Origin of the sequence: Streptomyces sp. NPDC047081, from assembly GCF_040643775.1 — a bacterium.
Classification (GTDB): domain Bacteria; phylum Actinomycetota; class Actinomycetes; order Streptomycetales; family Streptomycetaceae; genus Streptomyces.
Genome location: NZ_JBEYUY010000061.1, coordinates 1 through 18023 on the forward strand (window position 1 = coordinate 1; position 18023 = coordinate 18023).

Genomic DNA, 18023 nt, shown 5'->3' on the forward strand with positions numbered 1-18023 from the left:
GCCTGGACGGTCGCCGACCTGGCCACCGAGGCGTCGTTGTCACGCGCGACGTTCGCGCGCCGGTTCACCGCACTGCTCGGCGTCGCCCCACTGACTTACCTCATCGACTGGCGAATGGCGCTCGCACGCGAGCAACTACGCGACAGCGACACCGGCGTAGCCGCAGTAGCGCGCTCCGTGGGATACGCATCGGAATTCTCCTTCGCCGCAGCCTTCAAGCGCCACCACGGTGTGGCACCCGGCCGCTGGCGAACCTCCGTAACCCAGCACTGAGCCCTCGGGACCACTGCTGCCCGCTGTCGAAGCGGGCAGTAAGCGCGCCGGTCAGAAGAGCCGAGGCACTCCCGACCTACGGCGCCATCCTCGTCGCCGCCAAGGACGGTGTCACGCCGGCAGCCGTGGGGTTCGCCGCGCCCGCGCTGCTGGCGGGCATCGTCATCGCCTTCCTCCCCCGATCCGCGTCCATGGCCGACGCAGAGGCCGCGACGACCGCTCCGCGCCAGCCAGACACGACGCGGCTGTGGGAACCCATCGAGTCGACCGTCAATTCCCTGAGAGCATAGGGACTTTCGTTGAGCGGATTGCCTCATGATGCTCGTCGTCGAGCGGACGTTTCTCATGCCCTGCTCGAAGAGAATGGGCAGCCCCCGCCACGGCTCGTGCGACGCATGCGGATAGTGGATAGCCGGTCGCGGGTGTGATCAGGCTCAATGTGCACACACAACGACGTGGTCCATGGCGCAGGAGGCGATCATGCCCGAGCCGCATCCGGTGGCATACTCCCGCAGCGGGTTCGGCGGTCCGTTCGCGTTCATGGCCAATCCGCACTACATCGTCGACCACGTGCGCGCCGAGGGTGACTACACCCCCGCACCGCTCGCCCGCGCCTCGGGCTCAGCGTCCCCGCCGAGGGCCAGGACGGCGCGTGCGGTCAGCTCGCCTGTGACCAGGGAGACCGCTTCGCCGGGCTGGGCTGGGACATCAGCAGCGAGGGCGGCGTTTCGTACACGGCGCCAGCGCCTGGCTGGACTGCTCTCTGTACAACGAGGACCCGTCGGCGATCACACCATCGCGCCGCTGGAGATCCACAGGCTCTGTGCTCAGCCGGAGACGCCGCCGCTGGTCTTCCAGGGCAGCCGGTTCCGCGAGCTGGCCACGACCTGAAGGGCGCCACTATGCGCACACGCACGGTTGAGAACATTTCACGTTCTGCCTTGTGGACAGTCACGTAATTCCCCACCCAAAACATCACGCAATGGGCCAGGTGGTCGGCGGCGCCCACCCAGGATGGGGAATTACGCGACCGCTCCCGCTTCTCCAGTCCACCCAAAATCAGCCTGCGGAGGTACCCGTGATCGATGGAATGCTCGTGGTCGACGCGATCGTCCACGCATACGACTTTTCAGAGCAGAACGTCCAGGACAACAGGATCGCGCGCGCCACCCACGCGGGGATCTGGGAGGGAGTCCGAGCCGCCCTGCCGAAGGATCGGGTCCTGCCGCGGGAGATCGCCGTGGCGGACTGGCCGATCGAGGTCACCACCGAGACGATCTTCCGCGAGTCGGGCACCGACTTCGCCGCCCACCACAACCTGCGGCTCGACTCCTGGTTCCACGACGGCCTCGTCAGCCGCGAGAAGAACGCCGAAGCAGCCCGCCGCTGGCCACAACGCTACTTTCCCTACGTCGGCGTCGACCCGACCCAGGGTGTCGATCGCTGCATCGCCGAGATGCGCGAGCAGGTCGCCGAGACACCCAACGCGGTCGGCCTCAAGCTCTATCCCCACCGGATCTATCCCTTCGAGTCCTGGCGGATGGACGATCCGGCGGTCGCCTATCCCCTGTTCGAGGAGGCGGCCCACCTCGGCATCAAAGTCGTCGCGATTCACAAGGCGCTGCCACTCGGCCCGGTGCCGATGGACCCCTACCGCGTCAGTGACCTCGACGGCGCGGCGATGAATTTCCCGGAGATGAACTTCGAGATCATCCACTCGGGAATGGCCTTCGTCGAGGAGACGGCCTGGGCGATAGCTCGGTTCCCGAACGTGTACGCCAACCTTGAGGCGACGACCTGGATGGGGGTCCACCACCCCCGCCGTCTCGCCGAGACGCTGGCGGCCCTGATGAGTCAGGGAGGCTTCAACAAGCTCCTCTACGCCGGCACCCTTCCGATCCTCGACTGCCAGTTCCTCCTCGAATCATTTGTCTCGCTCGAGTTCCCCGAGGACGTCGTCGAGCGATACGGGTTCGAGTTCACGCGCGACCTGAAGGAAGGCATCCTCGGTTTGAACTACCTGGAGATGGTCGGCGTCGATCCGGAGGAAGCCAAGGCGCGGATCGCCGATGACGAGTTCTCCGAATTCAACGACGGGACGAAGTTGGACCCCTGGGGAACCCGCTGGGGCCTCGTCGGCGGGGCGGAGGTCAGCGCATGAGTTCGGCACTGGACGAGCAGATATCGACCGCGCTCGAGGAAGTCCACGATCCCTGCAGTGTCGCTGCGGGGGCACCGTTGGGCCTCCTCGACATGGGCTTGGTGCGGGATTGGGAACTCGACGCCGCAGGCCGGCTCACCGTCCGCCTCAGGGTCACCAGCCCGCTCTGCACGATGGCCGGTCACTTCGTCCTCGACGCCGAGGAGAGGCTCGCGGAGCTGGAAGGGGTGAACTCGGTCGAGGTGGTGGTCGATTCGACACTCGACTGGACGCCCGACTCGATCAGCGAGAAGGGCCACCGCGTCCTCGAAGAGCGGCGAGCCCTGGCCCGCCGCCGGATCACAGGTGCGGGCCCTGCTCCGCAGGTCGCGAGGCCGTGAATCCAGATGGTCAAGGTCTCAGAGCGATTCGTATCGGTCGACGGAATCCGCACCCACTACCTCGAAGCCGGCGAGGGACCCCCTCTTGTCCTGCTGCACAGTGGCGAGTTCGGCGGATCAGCGCGGCTGACCTGGGAGTTCAACCTAGCGGCTCTCTCTGCCCACTTCCGCGTCCTGGCGCCGGACTGGCTCGGGTACGGCGAAACCGACAAGATCCGTGACTTCGTCTCAGGGTCGGACCGGATGATGGCCCATATCGCGGCCTTCGTCCGCACGATGGCGCTCGAAGAGGCGGACTTCATCGGCTCGTCGATGGGCGGCACCTACCTCGTACGCGAGTTGGCCACGTCAAGTCCTCGGCTCCCCGTGCGCCGAGCGGTGATCACCAGCGGCGGCGGGTTCGTCCCCGACAACGAGCATCGTCGAGCCATGCTGGACTACGACGGCACAGCCGCCGCGATGCAAAGGACCCTCCAGGCGATGTTCGTGGACCCGCGCTGGTGGAACGACCAGGACTACATCCGTCGTCGGGTCGAGTCGAGTCTCCTCCCGGGAGCATTCGAGACGGCCGCAGCCGCTCGAATCACCTCGCCCAGCCGTCCTCCGAGAAGCGACTTCGGACAGCCCGACAACACCGACTACGAGTCGATCTCCGTCCCTGTACTGGTCGTCGCGGGAGAGCAGGACAAGCTACGGGAGCCCGGCTACGCGGAGGAAATCGCGGCAAGGATCCCGCGAGGCACGGCGGTGAACCTCAAGGACGCGGGGCACATGGCGAACATCGAGCAAGCGGAGCGGTGGAATCGATGCGTCCTGGAATTCCTCACCGCCGCAGGTGAACCCCACGTCGCCCCGGTCAACTCCCAGACTGCCCGGGCGCTGCCACCGCCCGCACGAAGTTCAGAGTGAGGAAGTGAAAGACGGCCGGGCTGACCATCCGCAGGAAGGGCGCGTCCGGCGGCGGCCTCGTGGGCCAGCCACTGCCTGACGCCGTCGAGCAACCGCTGTGGACGGTCACGTAATTACGTGACCGCTCACATACCCGTCCTTGTCAGCCCAACGGCCGAGCCACAGGCCACAGCGGGTTCCTCGTCGGCCACGTGCACGGTGAGCGCCCCGTCAAGGTACTTGCGTCACCGTCGGCCGACACCTCGACGCCGGTCAGCACGTGCCGGGTCCGGCGCGCCGTGTCCGCCTCGCGCACGGCGAATGCGGAGGCAACCGCGACGCGGCCGGCGATACACCCCGCCGGCGTCTCGAAAACCGCATCGCCGGTGTAGCGGTCGACAGCGTCCGTGGCGTGTCCCTCGTCGACGGCGGCGAGGACGATGTTCGCTGTCGGATCGTCAGCCACGAGCATCGGCTCCCCAAGCCGCGATTCGGGGCAGAAGCCGTTCCGCGTTGCCGGACATGACCTGTCGCAAGTGCTCGTTGCGGTCGGCGAAGTAGTCGTCGACGTTGTTCGTGTACCAGCCGGCGACGTTCGGCGGCACCGCCGGGAAGTCGGTTCCGAACATGATCTGCTCCGGAGGCACGAAGCTCTCGAGCGCGACCAGGTTGGTCTCGAAGCCCGAGAGCGCGGTCTCGTAGTAGAAGGTGCGGAAGTCCTCGATGATCTCCTCGGGGGTGAGCTCGCACCCGAGGAGCTGGGCCAGTCCGGCCACGCGTGCTGCGAGGTAGGGCGTGCTCCCGCCCGAGTGCGACAGGATGATCCGAGCGTTCGGGTACTGCCGCTTGCGGCCGCTCGTGACGAGATCGGCCGCGGCCTTGTAGGTCTCGTTCCCTACCTCGCTCACCGGTACGGGCAGGAAGCGGTTCGGCGCACGGTTGTGGCCCGGAGTCTGCTCACCGTGCACGAACACCACGGCGTTGCGGCGGTCCAACTCCGCCCATAGGGGCTCGAACGCCTTGTCGCCCAGGGAGAACGCGTCTTCGCCGGTGCCGTACACGTTGGTGAGCGTCACACCATCCGCACCGAGCACGTCACACGCGTGCCGGAGTTCCTCCAGCGCGCCGTCGATGTCGGTCGGCGTTGGCAGGTGCGCGAAGAACCCGAACCGGCCGGGGTGGGTGTCCACAATCTCGGCGGCGAGGGTGTTGACCTCACGGGCGAAAGCGCGCCGTTCCGCCATCGGTGCGGCCTGCTCCATGTCATTGGGCAGAGACAGGACCGCAGTGCGGATGCCTGCCTGGTCCATGAACTCGACGCTCTTCTCCGGTGTCCATGTCGTCACCGGACTGTTCGTCCAGCCCGTTCGCTCCATCAGCGCCCGCATCGTACGTCCGACCAGTCCAGTCGGCGGGAAAAGGTGGTGGTGCAGGTCGATCCGCCCGGTCATGCGGCCCTACTTTCTTGATCGGGTCCCACGAGTTCGCGACTCCGGGACTGCACGGGTGAGGGGCAGAGAGGTTTCACGCTGGCTGCCCTCGATGGCGCGGTGGCGATGCTCAGCCGGTGGCCCTCGGGCTCGCGCAGGACCGGCACGGGGAGGGTGCGGGGATCGGCGTACGCGGTGGACGTCAACGTCGACGGGTCGAAGCGGTGCGGGGTGTGGTTACCCTCGGCGTGCACGTAGTCGACGACGTAGTGCGGCTTGGCCGTGAACGCGAAGGGACCGCCGAACCCGTTGCGGGGGTACACCACCGGATGCGACCCGGGCATGATGGCCTCCTGTGCCATGGACCACGTCGTTGTGTGTGCACATTGGGCCCAGATACATTCGCGACCGGCTATCCACTATCCATGATCGGCGCGGCAGCCGCCGTCGGTGGACGCGGACGGCGCGGTGCTCCAGCGCGAAGCGACGGTTGGAGGATGCCGTCGCGTTCGTCGACTGCAGGTCGGAGCGTTCTCGCGCATGGCGGACAGCCGTGCCGATTCTGGATGGTCGGGGGCCTGTGGGCTGGTTAGCGTCACATGTGTATCACCCCCGTCCGTCAGGGCCTTTCAGCCGGGTCACACCAGAGGGCATCTCCGACTCCCCGCTCGTTAGCGGCGTGCATTGCTCCGCTCTCGCACGAACACGTCCACATCCTCGGTGGGCGCAGTGCAACGACGACGAAAGAGAGCAACGGCTGTGACGGATGCGACCAATCCCGCTGATTCCCTGAGCTCCAAGGCAGCAAGTGAAGCCCACTTCCGGACTGCGACCAAGCTCGACGATCCGGTTGCCCATGACCCAGGGTGCTCGCCTTCGGAAGAGGTCCTGTGCGCCGGAGGAAAAGATGCAGAATCGCGAGCGTGTTGGGGAGCCACTCGGCGACTTTCGAGTGCTGCAGACGAGAGACGGCGAGCTTGCCCGCCGTCAGGTTGCCGGCGAACTCTCAGAGCACCGCATAGAAGTCGCTCCGGGTCACCAACTCGCGATGACGTTCAATCGCACTCAGATTGACAACGCCACACTGATGTACGTCGCATACGGCGCGCCAGTGCGGTTGACCGCCGGCCCAGTACAGGACCATGTCGTGATCATACTGCCGACCACGGACCGCATCCGCGCTGAATTCGACGGAGGCGTGGTCACCGCCACCCAGGCCTGCGCAGCGGTGATCCCGGCTCGAACACCTACCAGGTTCGTCGGCGAACCCGGCATCGAGGCGCTGGTGGTGAAGGTTGAGGCGAGCCAGGTGGCCCAACACCTGCACCGTCTGGCCCCACACGCCCCTGGGGTAGTGCCTGTGTTCGAGCCGGGGCTGCCACCCAATCCCGGCCTGCTGGCGAGCGCCGTGCATGCATTGCGGCTGGCCGTCGACGGCGCGGCGGGGCAACCCGTTGCACCTCCCATCGCCACGGAGCTACGCAATCACCTGCTGACGGCGTTGCTGTTCGGGCATCGCCACAGTGCGATGGAACAGCTACTCGCCCCGCCCGCAGAGGTGTCGCGTCCCTTGCTCACGAAGGCCAGAGCACTGATCGACAGTACGGCACCGAGCCCCGAGGAAGTGGCTGCGGCCCTGGGACTCAGCCCGCGCGCGCTAGGGACGGAGTTCCGGCGGGAGTTCGGAGTGCCGTTGCGCAGCTACGTCAGAACGGTTCGGCTGAAGCGTGTCCGTGAGGCCCTCCTCACAGCCGATCCTTCCAGCGGCGCGACGGTGACTCACCTCGCCCTCAATCACGGCTTCACCCACCTGGGCCGTTTTTCGGTGGAGTACCGGGAGACATTCGGCGAATCACCTTCGTCGTCACTGCGGCGAGCCCCCCGGCAGGAGCCGATATCGGCCAACTCGCCCACGTGAGGACAGGAGTGATTGAGTCCGCGCACGCATTGGGGTCCCTTGGCGCTCCCGTCCGGCGGCGACGTCGGGTCAAGCCGCCGTGACAACTCCCAGGCGCTATCCGTTGTGCGCCGCTGGGGTCCTACGACCGGCGGCCAGAGCGATGGAGGGGCTCACGTCGTAACGATCGCGGTAAGCGACGGCGAAACGTCCCAGGTGGTTGAACCCGCAGGTATAGGCGATTTCGGTCACGCTCGGCTTGGCCGCCTCGTCAGGGTCGCTGAGCCCCTCCTGCAGGGTTCGCACGCTGACACCGACGTACTCCGCTCGGTTTCCACCGGTTCATGGGGGCGGGGCGATCCCACGGACGAGCAGTGGGCGGTGCTGGAGCCGGGGTTGGTGACTGCCGCTCGCCTCATAGGAGTAGCTTCGCGGCACGTTCGGGGTAGGCCGCAGATGTACCTGCAAGACCGCCACTTCAGCCCCGCGGTCGCCGAGGGCGCCCGGGTCAGGCGGTGATCCGCAACTGGCTGTGTCTCGACGTCGCCGTCCACGGCCGCTACCACCCCACGGCCTGGACGTACCTGCTCAGGCGCGGCATCGAACCGGTCTTCGCGGAGGGCGACCAGGCCGCGCTGGCCGCCGCCCGCCCCGACTTCATCGCCTTCAACTACTACTTCTCCCACACGGTGGCGGCCCCGACCGGCGGCGCGGAGGACGTCGGTCACACCGGTGACGCGGGCCTCTCGGTCGGCGAGGCCGGCGTCTACCGCGCCGTACGCAACCCCCATCTCAAGACCAACACCTTCGGCTGGGAGATCGACCCGGTCGGATTCCGCGTCACCCTGCGCGAGACCGACGACCGCTACCGGCTCCCCCTGCTGGTCACCGAGAACGGGCTGGGCGCCTTCGACGTTTTGGAGGACTGCGCCGTACACGTCGCAGCTCGCCCTCACCGTGCCCGTGACCGACGCGCATGCGGAAGTCCAGCGACACCTCCCGGGGAACGCTCCAGGAAAGAACCCTTCATGACGAGGTCCCTCAGCGGGCGTCTTCCTCCTCGCCCGCACCCGGCAGCCAGCCCGTGCGGGGCGAACCAAAGCTCCATGCGCACACCGGGAACCCTCAAAGCCGACGCCGAGGAGTTCGACGACCCGTGCCAGGCAGTGCCCCACGGTGTCGCGGTGGACGTGGAAGGTCGCGGCGGTGCGATCCCAGCCGACCTCGACAAACTGCGACGCCTCGTCGCCGACCTTCGGCGGTCCCCCGCGATGGTCCTGCGCAACCACCACCCGCTCACCGGCGGGGATGCCGGCCCGGATCTCCAGGACGACACCGCGTACGACCTCGCCCGACGTCAACTGGGATGACGTCGCTCACACCCGGCCCTCCACCCGAACCGGGCACCAAAGGCCGCACGAGCGGGCATCAGGAAGCGGGACAAATCGGCATCCATGGCTCTGACCTGGAGTTTCCCCCAACCCCATCAGGCAGCATCGGGCGATTTCAGGCCCGTTGTGGGCCACTTTGCGCCAAAAGCTGATTGGTATAAATGTGCGGCAAGACCGGGCACCCCGTGCCCGGACCGGTACGAAAGGCGGGTGAGTGCGATGAACGCCGAAGAGCGTCAGAGCCGGATTCTCGCGCTCGCTCGTCACCATGGACGGGTCGAGGTCACCACCACGGCCGTCGACCTGGCCGTCGCGCCGGAGACCGTCCGCCGCGACCTCGGCGTCCTGGAACGCAGGGGCCTGGTACGGCGCACCTACGGCGGCGCCTACCCCGTCGAGGGCGCGGGCTTCGAAACGGGTCTTCCCGAACGGGAGACCCTGCACGTCAAGGACAAGCGCCGGATCGCCGCGGAGGCGGTCAAGCTCCTCGGTGACGCCGAGACCGTGTACGTGGACGAGGGCTACACCCCACAGCTCCTCGCCTCCATCCTCCCTGGTGACCGACCCCTGACCGTGGTCACCGCCTCCCTCGCCACCGCGGCCGCGATCGTGGACTCCCCGCAGGTCACCGTGCTGCTCCTCGGTGGCCGGGTCCGCGCCCGGACCCTCGCCACCGTGGGCTCGTGGGCCTGCGGCATGCTCGAACGATTCGTCATCGACCTGGCCTTCCTCGGGTCGAACGGCATCTCCCGCGACCTCGGCCTGACCACCCCGGACCCGGTGGTGGCCGACGTCAAGGCCAAGGCTCTGGCCGTGTCACGCCGACGCGTCTTCATGGGTCACCACAGCAAGTTCGGCGCGAGCAGCTTCTGCCGCTTCGCCGGGGTGGACGACTTCGAGGCGATCGTCACCGACACCGGACTGTCCAGCGCCGAGGCGCACCGCTACTCACTGATGGGACCCCGCGTCCACCGGGTCTGAACCGCCCAGGCCCCCCTCCCTCACCACCCAGGAACGTCTCCGCCGGAGCCGCTCCGACGGCACCCCCTTGCCTGCCCGATCCCACATCTCCTCCCTCTCGCCTCTCCGCTCACACCCGACATTTCATGAAAAGGGACGATCATGAACTCAAGATCCACTGTTCTGCGGCGCGCGCTGCCGCTCGGCGCGCTGGCCATGTGCGGCGCTCTCCTCACGGCCTGCGCGGGCGCCGGCGGCTCCGGCGGCGGCTCCGGTTCGCACTCCATCAACGTGCTGATGGTGAACAACCCGCAGATGGCGGACCTGCAGAAGCTCACGGCGGCCAACTTCACGAAGGAGACCGGAATCAAGGTCAACTTCACGGTGCTGCCCGAGAACGACGTCCGCGACAAGATCACCCAGGACTTCTCCAGCCAGGCCGGCCAGTACGACGTGGCGACCATCAGCAACTACGAGACGCCGATCTACGCCAAGAACGGCTGGCTCGCCCCGCTGACCTCGTACACCAAGAAGGACACCGCCTTCGACCAGAGCGACATCCTGCCCGCCATGCAGGAGTCCCTCACCGCCTCCGGCCAGATCTACGCCGAGCCCTTCTACGGCGAGTCCTCCTTCCTGATGTACCGCAAGGACGTCTTCAAGGAGAAGGGGCTGACCATGCCGGCCAACCCCACCTGGCAGCAGGTCGCCGACCTGGCCGCCAAGGCCGACGGCGCCGAGTCCGGGATGAAGGGCATCTGCCTGCGCGGTCTGCCCGGCTGGGGCGAGCTGATGGCTCCGCTCACCACGGTCGTGAACACCTTCGGCGGCACCTGGTTCGACAAGGACTGGAAGGCCCAGGTCGACAGCGCCGCCTTCACCAAGGCGACGAAGTTCTACGTCGACCTCGTCCGCGCCCACGGTGAGGCGGGCGCCCCGCAGTCCGGGTTCGCCGAGTGCCTCAACAACATGGAGCAGGGCAAGACCGCCATGTGGTACGACGCGACGTCCGCGGCCGGGTCGCTGGAATCCTCCGACTCGCCGGTGGCCGGCAAGATCGGCTACGTGCCGGCGCCGGTCGAGCAGACCAAGAGCTCTGGCTGGCTGTTCACCTGGGCCTGGGGCGTGCAGAAGGCGAGCACGCACCAGTCCGACGCCTGGAAGTTCATCTCCTGGGCGTCCAGCAAGAAGTACGAGAACCTGGTGGGCGCCAAGCTCGGCTGGTCCCGCGTCCCGGCGGGCAAGCGGACCTCCACGTACACCAACCCGAAGTACGTCGCCGCGGCGTCGGCCTTCGCCACGGCCACCGCGAACGCGCTGAAGTCCGCCGACCCGAACAACCCCGGTGTGCAGGCCCGGCCCGCCCCTGGCATCCAGTTCGTCGGGATCCCCGAGTTCACCGACCTGGGCACGCAGGTCTCCCAGCAGATCAGCTCCGCCATCGCCGGCAAGACCAGCGTCGAGAAGGCACTGAAGGCCAGTCAGGCGCTAGCCGAGAAGGTCGCCGCCAAGTACGCGGACAAGTGACCCCTTCCCGATCCACCCCACGCTCACGGCCTCCCGGTCCCGCCCTCGCGGGACCGGGGCGCCGGAGCACAGCGGAGACGTACCGATGACCATCACTCACTCGCTCACCAAGCGTCCCCGGGCGCCTCAGACCGCCCATCGGGCAGCACCCCGGCGGCGACCCCGCGGGGCGTGGGCCCGGCGGGCCCCGCTGCTCCCGGCCCTGATCTTCATGATCGTGGTCACCCAGCTGCCGTTCGTCGGCACCGTGGCGATCTCGTTCATGAGCTGGAACGCCCTCGACCCCGACAACAAGTCCTTCGCGGGCCTGGACAACTACACGGAAGCGGTCACCGACCCGCAGCTGCGTTCCTCCCTGCTGACGACCGTCACGCTGACGGTCACCGTGGTCCTGGTCAGCCTGGTGCTGGGTCTGGGGCTGGCCCTGCTTCTCGACCGCCAGTTCCGCGGCCGCGGCTTCGTCCGCACGATGTTGATCACACCGTTCCTCGTGGTGCCCGTGGCCTCCGCCCTGCTCTGGAAGCACGCGCTCTACAACGCCACCTACGGTCTGATCAACGGCTCGCTGACCTGGCTGTGGAGCCTGTTCGGCAGCGACAACCCGCCGCAGCCCGACTGGCTGTCGTCGATTCCGCTGATGTCCGTGGAGGCGTCGCTCATCTGGCAGTGGACGCCGTTCATGATGCTGATCCTGCTGGCCGGACTGCAGAGCCGCCCGATGGACGCGGTCGAGGCGGCCCGCGTGGACGGCGCGACCACCTGGCAGGTGTTCCGCTACCTCACCTTCCCCCACCTGCGCCGTTACCTGGAGCTTGCCTCCCTGCTCGGCAGCATCTACGTGGTGCAGAACTTCGACGCCGTCTTCACGCTCACCGGCGGCGGTCTGGGCACCGCCAACCTGCCCTACACCGTCTACGAGACCTTCTACCAGGCGCACGACTACGGGCAGGCCTCCGCCGAGGGCGTCATCGTCGTCCTGTGTTCCCTCCTGGTGGGCAGCTTCGCCCTGCGGACCGTCTCGTCCCTGCTCCGAGAGGAGACCCGCTGATGGCCACGACCATCGACACCCACGGGGGCGCCACGGCCCGTCGCCGGCGCGGCGCGCTCGGCCTGCTGGCCTGGCTCTGCGGAGTCGTGTTCTTCCTCCCGGTCGCCTGGATGGTGCTCACCTCGCTGCACAGCGAGTCCGACGCCGCGACGAACCCGCCGAGCATCGGCGCGCCGCTCACCCTCCAGGGGTACAAGGAGTTCTTCGGCGCGAGCACCGGCGTCTCCCCCTGGCCGCCGCTGATCAACTCCTTCTCCGCGAGCCTGATGTCGACGCTCCTGGTGCTGCTGCTGTCCATCCCCGCCGCCTACGCGCTGTCCATCAAGCCGGTGCGCAAGTGGTCGGACGCGATGTTCTTCTTCCTGTCCACCAAGATGCTGCCCGCGGTGGCCGGTCTGCTGCCGATCTACCTGATCGCCAAGAACGCCGGTCTGCTCGACAACGTCGCCCTGCTGGTCATCCTCTACACCTCGATGAACCTGCCGATCGCGGTGTGGATGATGCGTTCGTTCCTCGCCGAGGTCCCCGTCGAGATCCTGGAGGCGGCCTCCATCGACGGCGCCGGACTGCCGACCGTCCTGGCCCGGATCGTCGCGCCCGTCGTCGCCCCCGGCATCGCGGCCACCTCGCTGATCTGCTTCATCTTCAGCTGGAACGAGCTGCTCTTCGCGCGCGTGCTCACCGGCGTCGTCGCCGGCACCGCACCCGTGTTCCTCACCGGCTTCGTCACCAGCCAGGGCCTGTTCCTGGCCAAGGTGTGCGCCGCCGCCGTCTGCATCTCCCTGCCGGTGCTCATCGCCGGTTTCGCCGCCCAGGACAAGCTGGTCCAGGGCCTGTCCCTTGGAGCAGTCAAGTGAAAGCCGCCGTCATCAGCTCGATCGGCCAGGTCAGCGTCGAGACGGTCGACGACCCGACACCGGGCCCCGGTCAGGTGGTGATCGACGTATCGGCCTGCGGCCTGTGCGGCACCGATCTCCACATCCTCCAGGGCGAGTTCGCGCCCACCCTGCCCATCATTCCCGGGCACGAGTTCGCGGGCGAGGTCGTCGGACTCGGCGCCGGGGTCAGCGGTCTCAAGATCGGCGACCGGGTGGCCGTCGACCCCTCGCTGTACTGCCACGAGTGCCACTACTGCCGTATAGGACGCGGCAACATGTGCGAGCGCTGGAACGCCATCGGTGTCTCCGTCCCCGGCGGCGCGGCCGAGTACACGGTCGCCCCCGCCGCCAACTGCGTGAAGCTCCCCGACCACGTCCGCACCGAGGACGCCGCGCTCATCGAGCCGCTGTCCTGCGCCGTACGCGGCTACGACATCCTGCGCTCCACGCTCGCCAGCAACGTCCTGATCTACGGCTCCGGAACCATGGGCCTGATGATGCTGGAGCTCGCCAAGCGCACCGGCGCCGCCACCGTCGACATGGTCGACATCAACGAGGACCGGCTCGGCACCGCCCGTACCCTCGGCTGCACCAACGCCGTGACCACCGCCGACGCCATCGAGCGCCCGCGCGGCTGGGACGTGGTCATCGACGCCACCGGCAACGCCAAGGCCATCCAGGACGCCCTGGGCAGGGTCGGCAAGGGCGGCACCTACCTCCAGTTCGGCGTCTCCGACTACGCGACCCGGGCCACCATCGAGCCGTACCGCATCTACAACCAGGAAATAACCATCACCGGCTCGATGGCGGTCCTGCACAGCTACGAACGCGCCGCCGAACTCTTCGCCGGCGGCGTCCTCGACCCGGACATCTTCATCAGCGACCGGCTGCCGCTGGACGACTACACCGAGGCGCTACGGCAGTTCCAGGCGGGCAAGGGCCGCAAGATCCAGGTGCTGCCGTGACCGGAAGCCTCCCTGTGCTCGTCGTCGGCGAAGCGCTGGTGGACGTCATCGTTGATCCTGACGGGTCAGGCCGGAACCACCCCGGCGGGAGCCCCGCCAACGTGGCCCTGGGACTGGGCCGACTCGGCCACCCGGTCCGGCTCGCCACCCGCGTGGGACGCGACGACTTCGGCGACCTGCTGCGTAAACACCTGGAGAACAGTGGGGTCGAACTGTCACCGGGATCCGTGGTCGACACGGCCACCTCGACGGCTACCGCCGTACTCGATGCCGCGGGCGCGGCGCGGTACACCTTCGACATCGACTGGGCGCTGTCCGGGACCGTCGAGGAAACACTGCGCGACAGCCCGCCGAGGCACGTCCACACCGGTTCCATCGCCACCGCCCTGAGCCCGGGAGCCGACCAAGTCCTCACCACTCTGCACGCTCTACGGGGTTCGGCCACCGTTTCGTACGACCCGAACCTGCGGCCCGCGCTGCTCCGCTCGCCGACGGAGGAACGGGAGCGGGTTGAACAACTCGTCACCCTCAGCGACGTGGTGAAGGCCAGCGAGGAAGACCTCGCCTGGCTCCACCCGGGCGAGACACCCGATGTGACGGCGGCCCGCTGGGCACGCAGCGGGCCGGCGCTCGTAGTCCTCACCCGGGGCGCCGACGGCGCGACGGTCTGGTGGCGCAACGGTCGGCAGGACATCGCGCCTGTTCGCGTCCAGGTGGCAGACACGGTGGGAGCCGGCGACGCGTTCATGGCCGCACTGGTCAGCCGACTGCTGGACGCCCGGCTGCTGGACGGCGGCCCGGGCGCCGAGGCCGTGACGGCACGCGCGGCACTGCGCGCGTCCACCGACACCGGTCGACTGCCCACAGTTCTCACCGGAGCTCTGACAGCTGCCTCGCGCGCGGCCGCCCTCACCTGCGCGCGCGAAGGGGCGGACCCGCCCAGAGCCGCAGAGCTCGTGTGACCGGCGGGTCGCCCGTCCCGCTCCCCGATCGGGCGGCCCGCCTCTTCCGAGATGGACACCGTTGGTGCCCATCGGCCTGCTGGACGATCGGCCCGCGCGGGCCCCCACCAGTCAGCTGTTCGCTGCTCGCGAGCCCTTCTCGGTAAGCGCTCCCTGTGCTTCAGCCAGTACGGTCAGAACCTCACGTGCTCCTGCACGCACGGTCGCCTCGATCGGTTCGAGGGAGGGTTCGAGAGCCGCTTCGATCGTGTGGCCGAGAAGGTGGGCCCGGTGGTCGAGAGAGACGCCGTCGTCCGGGAGTACGGCGACTCCTCCGCCGACGAATCCGCTCAGTACCGCGTCGATGGTGTAGATCTGATCCGCCGCCGACGCGGTGGCCGCAACCAGTCCGTGCGTGCGCCACGCCGCGACCAGGCGGGTGAGCAGCGCTCGGAAGCCGAGATCCTGGGCGATGGTCAGTCCGCTGCGAGGCGTGGCGAGGGCTCCGAGGACCTCGCTGTCACCGGCATGAATGGCTCGGGCGAGGGGGCGCCGCGTCTGCTGCGCGAAGACCTCCCGGACCAGTCTGCCGGGCAGCGCGGCGTGCGGATCCCGCTCGATGCCGGCGGCGACCGCGCCGAGTACCTCGTGGAACTCACGTCGCAGCAGCTCGGTGAACAGCACCTCTTTCGTCTTCCAGTGCAGGTAGACGGTGCCCTTTCCGATACGGGCACGGCGCGCGATCTCGTCCACGGTGATCCGTTTGTAGCCCCAGGCCAACAGCAGCTCGCGCGCGGCGGCCAGGATGCGTTCGGCGCGTTCGTCATCGGTGGACGAGGGGGCGGCGACGTGATCCAGAGGCATGACGTCAGCATCTCACCCTTCTGGCCGCGTGACCAAATTTCGAAATTGGTCACGCGGTATCGATCGAGAGTATGGTCAAGCCATGACCCCTTCGACGCTCCCCCCACAGGGCGTCCGGCGCGCCCTCATCGTCGGATCCGGCATCTCCGGCCTGGCTGCGGCCTTGACCCTGCACCGGGCCGGCTGGCAGCCCCTGATCATCGAGCGGGCGCCGAGGCGCCGTACGGGCGGCTACTTCGTCCGCTTCAACGGCGCCGGTTACAGCGCCGCCGAACGCCTGGGACTCCTGGACTCGCTCCCGGACCGCCGCGACCCCGAGGGCCGCATGTTCGAGGCCGACTCCAGCGGCCGGCTCACCCCGGGCCTGGCCATGCCCCAGCAGCTCAACGGCACCCCGATGCGGATGCTCCTGCGCAGCGACCTGGAACGCGCTCTGTACGAGGCGGTCCAGGACCTGGTGGAGATCCGCTACGACACCGGACCCGCCGCCGTAACACAGGACCGCGACAAGGTGACCGTGACCCTGACCGACGGTTCCGTGGAAAGTGCGGACCTGCTCATCGGGGCCGACGGCATCCACTCCACCGTCCGCTCCCTGGCCTTCGGTCCCGAGGACCTCTACCGCAAGGACTTCGACCACGTAGTGGCCGCCTGCGTGATGGACGCCCCGCTGCCCGGCATCCGCGACGGCGACTCCGTGATCGCCACCGCCCCCGGCCGCTCCGCCTGGATCAACAGTTACCGCGACCACCCCCCGGTCGCCTTCCTCCTCTACCGCACCCCCTGGCCCGCCGCCGAGATCCGCAAGCAGCCCGCGACCGCCCTGCGCCAGGCCTTCGCCGGCTTCGGCGGGAAGGTCGTACCCGCCATGCTGGACGCGATGGACCGCTCCGAGTCCGTCCTGTTCGACCAGGTCAGCCAGATCCACCTGAACCGCTGGAGCCAGGGCCGGGTGGTCCTGCTCGGCGACTCCGCCTGGTGCATGACCCTCCACTCCGGCCAAGGCTCCGGCACGGGCATAGCAGGCGCCGAACTCCTGACCCGCCTGCTCGCCGAAGAGGACAGCCTGTCAGCCGCCCTCGGTTCATGGGAGCAGCGGCTGCGGCCGCTCGTCACCCGCCACCAGAAGGAGGCCCTGCGCATGCGGCACTTCTTCATGCCCGCCAACCGGTTCGGCTATCACGCCCGCCGCGGCCTCATCCGCGCGATCAGCACCCCCGTAGGCGCCAAACTCGCCCAGGCCATCAGGACCTGACGTCAACGGTCGGCGTTGCCGCTTCCGCCCAACACCCCTCAAAAAATGTCGCAAAATCTCAAGAAAGGTACATTTCACGCCATGGTGGATAACACTAGTGTCGGCCGGGAGGCCGGAGACGATGCAATGAAGGGCGGGACCCCGCGCGTCGAGGTCGCGGAGGGGGTGTTGGAGGGTGTCACCAGTGACGGCGTCAGCTGTTTCCTCGGTGTCCCGTACGCCGCGCCGCCGGTCGGCGATCTGCGGTTCCGGGCCCCTCGGCCCGCCCCCTCCTGGACGGGCGTCAGGAGCGCGGCCGCATACGGTCCGCCCGCCTATCAGATGACGTTGGCCAACCTCAAGGACGTCGGTGCTCTGATCGGGAAGCGGGACCCCGGCGTCGAGGGAACCTTCCCGGTGCCGCCCACGTTCGCCCAGGACGCCATGCCACTCGATTCGAGCGAGGACTGCCTGTACCTGGACATTTACGTGCCGCCGGGCGCGGCCGACGCCGGACCGCTGCCCGTGTACGTCTACTACCACGGCGGCGCGAACGTCTCGAACAGCGCGGCCGCGATGCACGACATCCAGCGTGGGGAGAATCTCGCGCGGGCGGAGAACATCATCGTGGTGCAGCCCCAGTACCGCGTCGGGGCGCTGGGGTGGGTTCATTTCGGCCTGGTCGACGAGACGCTGGAGGAGGCCGTCAACCTCGGCCTGCAGGACCAGATCGCCGCGCTCAAGTGGATCAGCAACAACATCGGACGCTTCGGCGGAGACCCCGCGAACATCACGATCGGCGGCGAATCCGCGGGCGGTACCGCGGTCTCGCATCTGGTGGCGAACCCGGAGGCCCGCCGCTACGTCCGCCGGGCGATCATGCAGTCGCTGTCGCCGTTCAACACCTGGTGCACACAGCGTGAACCCGAGGCACGGGCCGTCGCCGAGGTCTACCGGCAGATCCTCGGCGCACAGAACCTCCAGACCATCGACCCCGACGAGTTCCTCGCCCTTCAATCGGTCATGTCGCGCCTGTTCCACCCGGACACGTCGGTGGCCTGGCGCCCGCACGGGGGCGTTGTCGACGGGAAGTTCATCCACGACCTGCCCGTCCTGAAGCTCGCCGCCGACGGCCTCGACGACCCGGACTTCGAGGTCATGATCGGCTTCGCGAAGGACGAGTGGC

The 18023-nt window shown here is 68.1% G+C and carries 19 protein-coding genes; 15 read left to right on the forward strand and 4 right to left on the reverse strand.

The features are described from left to right. The 5 genes from ABZ848_RS48940 to ABZ848_RS48960 all read left to right on the forward strand — a co-directional run. On the forward strand, positions 1–273 hold a 273-nt coding region (locus tag ABZ848_RS48940), incomplete at its 5' end, for a helix-turn-helix transcriptional regulator (RefSeq protein ID WP_360843468.1). A gap of 480 nt (positions 274–753) precedes the next feature. After that, complete coding sequence (locus ABZ848_RS48945; protein ID WP_360843471.1) at positions 754–1164, forward strand: hypothetical protein; 411 nt, start codon at positions 754–756, stop codon at positions 1162–1164. 205 nt (positions 1165–1369) lie between these two features. Further along, entirely contained in the window at positions 1370–2434 is a 1065-nt protein-coding gene (locus ABZ848_RS48950) for an amidohydrolase family protein (protein ID WP_360843473.1), read from the forward strand. After that, the gene (locus ABZ848_RS48955; RefSeq protein ID WP_360843476.1) at positions 2431–2814 is read left to right on the forward strand and encodes an iron-sulfur cluster assembly protein; all 384 of its coding nucleotides are present in this window, start codon (positions 2431–2433) and stop codon (positions 2812–2814) included. The genes ABZ848_RS48950 and ABZ848_RS48955 overlap by 4 nt, the downstream gene beginning before the upstream one ends. A gap of 6 nt (positions 2815–2820) precedes the next feature. Further along, the gene (locus ABZ848_RS48960) at positions 2821–3723 is read left to right on the forward strand and encodes an alpha/beta hydrolase (protein WP_360843479.1); all 903 of its coding nucleotides are present in this window, start codon (positions 2821–2823) and stop codon (positions 3721–3723) included. 142 nt (positions 3724–3865) lie between these two features. Here the strand turns inward: ABZ848_RS48960 and ABZ848_RS48965 are convergent, their stop codons facing one another. From ABZ848_RS48965 to ABZ848_RS48975, 3 genes are read right to left on the reverse strand one after another with little or no spacing between them, the layout of a single operon-like run. Beyond that, positions 3866–4168, reverse strand: coding sequence for a nuclear transport factor 2 family protein (locus tag ABZ848_RS48965; protein WP_360843482.1), 303 nt, complete (start codon positions 4166–4168; stop codon positions 3866–3868). Next, on the reverse strand, positions 4161–5153 hold the full coding sequence (locus ABZ848_RS48970) for an amidohydrolase family protein (RefSeq protein ID WP_360843484.1): 993 nt from the start codon (positions 5151–5153) through the stop codon (positions 4161–4163). Before ABZ848_RS48970 ends, ABZ848_RS48965 begins: the two co-directional genes overlap by 8 nt. After that, a complete protein-coding gene (locus ABZ848_RS48975; RefSeq protein ID WP_360843487.1) occupies positions 5150–5476 on the reverse strand; it encodes a hypothetical protein in 327 nt (108 codons plus the stop codon). Before ABZ848_RS48975 ends, ABZ848_RS48970 begins: the two co-directional genes overlap by 4 nt. Before the next feature lie 563 nt (positions 5477–6039). Here ABZ848_RS48975 and ABZ848_RS48980 point away from each other — a divergent pair. The 8 genes from ABZ848_RS48980 (at position 6040) to ABZ848_RS49015 (ending at position 14760) form a co-directional block, all read left to right on the forward strand. After that, entirely contained in the window at positions 6040–7050 is a 1011-nt protein-coding gene (locus tag ABZ848_RS48980) for an AraC family transcriptional regulator (protein WP_360843490.1), read from the forward strand. A 494-nt stretch (positions 7051–7544) separates the two neighbouring features. Continuing rightward, a complete protein-coding gene (locus ABZ848_RS48985; protein WP_360843493.1) occupies positions 7545–8399 on the forward strand; it encodes a family 1 glycosylhydrolase in 855 nt (284 codons plus the stop codon). Positions 8400–8639: 240 nt separating this feature from the next. Further along, positions 8640–9401, forward strand: a complete 762-nt coding sequence (locus tag ABZ848_RS48990) for a DeoR/GlpR family DNA-binding transcription regulator (RefSeq protein ID WP_360843496.1) — start codon at positions 8640–8642, stop codon at positions 9399–9401. A gap of 195 nt (positions 9402–9596) precedes the next feature. Then, positions 9597–10907, forward strand: a complete 1311-nt coding sequence (locus tag ABZ848_RS48995) for a sugar ABC transporter substrate-binding protein (protein WP_360843515.1) — start codon at positions 9597–9599, stop codon at positions 10905–10907. Between the two features lie 85 nt (positions 10908–10992). Further along, positions 10993–11955: a sugar ABC transporter permease gene (locus ABZ848_RS49000; protein ID WP_360843498.1), complete on the forward strand. Its 963-nt coding sequence runs from the start codon at positions 10993–10995 to the stop codon at positions 11953–11955. Further along, positions 11955–12812 carry a carbohydrate ABC transporter permease gene (locus tag ABZ848_RS49005; RefSeq protein ID WP_360843501.1) on the forward strand — a complete coding sequence of 286 codons (858 nt, stop codon included), beginning with the start codon at positions 11955–11957 and terminating at the stop codon, positions 12810–12812. Before ABZ848_RS49000 ends, ABZ848_RS49005 begins: the two co-directional genes overlap by 1 nt. Next, on the forward strand, positions 12809–13798 hold the full coding sequence (locus ABZ848_RS49010) for a zinc-dependent alcohol dehydrogenase family protein (protein ID WP_360843503.1): 990 nt from the start codon (positions 12809–12811) through the stop codon (positions 13796–13798). Before ABZ848_RS49005 ends, ABZ848_RS49010 begins: the two co-directional genes overlap by 4 nt. Then, entirely contained in the window at positions 13795–14760 is a 966-nt protein-coding gene (locus ABZ848_RS49015) for a carbohydrate kinase (protein WP_360843505.1), read from the forward strand. The genes ABZ848_RS49010 and ABZ848_RS49015 overlap by 4 nt, the downstream gene beginning before the upstream one ends. A 111-nt stretch (positions 14761–14871) precedes the next feature. Here ABZ848_RS49015 and ABZ848_RS49020 read toward each other — a convergent pair whose 3' ends face one another. Then, complete coding sequence (locus tag ABZ848_RS49020; protein ID WP_360843508.1) at positions 14872–15603, reverse strand: TetR/AcrR family transcriptional regulator; 732 nt, start codon at positions 15601–15603, stop codon at positions 14872–14874. A gap of 82 nt (positions 15604–15685) precedes the next feature. Between ABZ848_RS49020 and ABZ848_RS49025 the strand changes: the two genes are divergently transcribed. Both ABZ848_RS49025 and ABZ848_RS49030 read left to right on the forward strand, forming a co-directional pair. Beyond that, on the forward strand, positions 15686–16858 hold the full coding sequence (locus ABZ848_RS49025) for an FAD-dependent monooxygenase (protein ID WP_360843510.1): 1173 nt from the start codon (positions 15686–15688) through the stop codon (positions 16856–16858). Between the two features lie 126 nt (positions 16859–16984). Continuing rightward, positions 16985–18023 (forward strand): carboxylesterase family protein (locus ABZ848_RS49030; RefSeq protein WP_360843512.1); only part of this gene is annotated, 1039 nt, incomplete at its 3' end.

Excerpts from the sequence above, each read along its gene's own strand:
- ABZ848_RS48945 (WP_360843471.1), top strand. The coding sequence starts at position 754 with ATGCCCGAGCCGCATCCGGTGGCATACTCCCGCAGCGGGTTCGGCGGT.
- ABZ848_RS48955 (WP_360843476.1), top strand. The coding sequence starts at position 2,431 with ATGAGTTCGGCACTGGACGAGCAGATATCGACCGCGCTCGAGGAAGTC.
- ABZ848_RS48960 (WP_360843479.1), top strand. The coding sequence starts at position 2,821 with ATGGTCAAGGTCTCAGAGCGATTCGTATCGGTCGACGGAATCCGCACC.
- ABZ848_RS48970 (WP_360843484.1), bottom strand. The coding sequence starts at position 5,153 with ATGACCGGGCGGATCGACCTGCACCACCACCTTTTCCCGCCGACTGGA.
- ABZ848_RS48975 (WP_360843487.1), bottom strand. The coding sequence starts at position 5,476 with ATGCCCGGGTCGCATCCGGTGGTGTACCCCCGCAACGGGTTCGGCGGT.
- ABZ848_RS48980 (WP_360843490.1), top strand. The coding sequence starts at position 6,040 with ATGCAGAATCGCGAGCGTGTTGGGGAGCCACTCGGCGACTTTCGAGTG.
- ABZ848_RS48990 (WP_360843496.1), top strand. The coding sequence starts at position 8,640 with ATGAACGCCGAAGAGCGTCAGAGCCGGATTCTCGCGCTCGCTCGTCAC.
- ABZ848_RS48995 (WP_360843515.1), top strand. The coding sequence starts at position 9,597 with ATGTGCGGCGCTCTCCTCACGGCCTGCGCGGGCGCCGGCGGCTCCGGC.
- ABZ848_RS49000 (WP_360843498.1), top strand. The coding sequence starts at position 10,993 with ATGACCATCACTCACTCGCTCACCAAGCGTCCCCGGGCGCCTCAGACC.
- ABZ848_RS49005 (WP_360843501.1), top strand. The coding sequence starts at position 11,955 with ATGGCCACGACCATCGACACCCACGGGGGCGCCACGGCCCGTCGCCGG.
- ABZ848_RS49020 (WP_360843508.1), bottom strand. The coding sequence starts at position 15,603 with ATGCCTCTGGATCACGTCGCCGCCCCCTCGTCCACCGATGACGAACGC.
- ABZ848_RS49025 (WP_360843510.1), top strand. The coding sequence starts at position 15,686 with ATGACCCCTTCGACGCTCCCCCCACAGGGCGTCCGGCGCGCCCTCATC.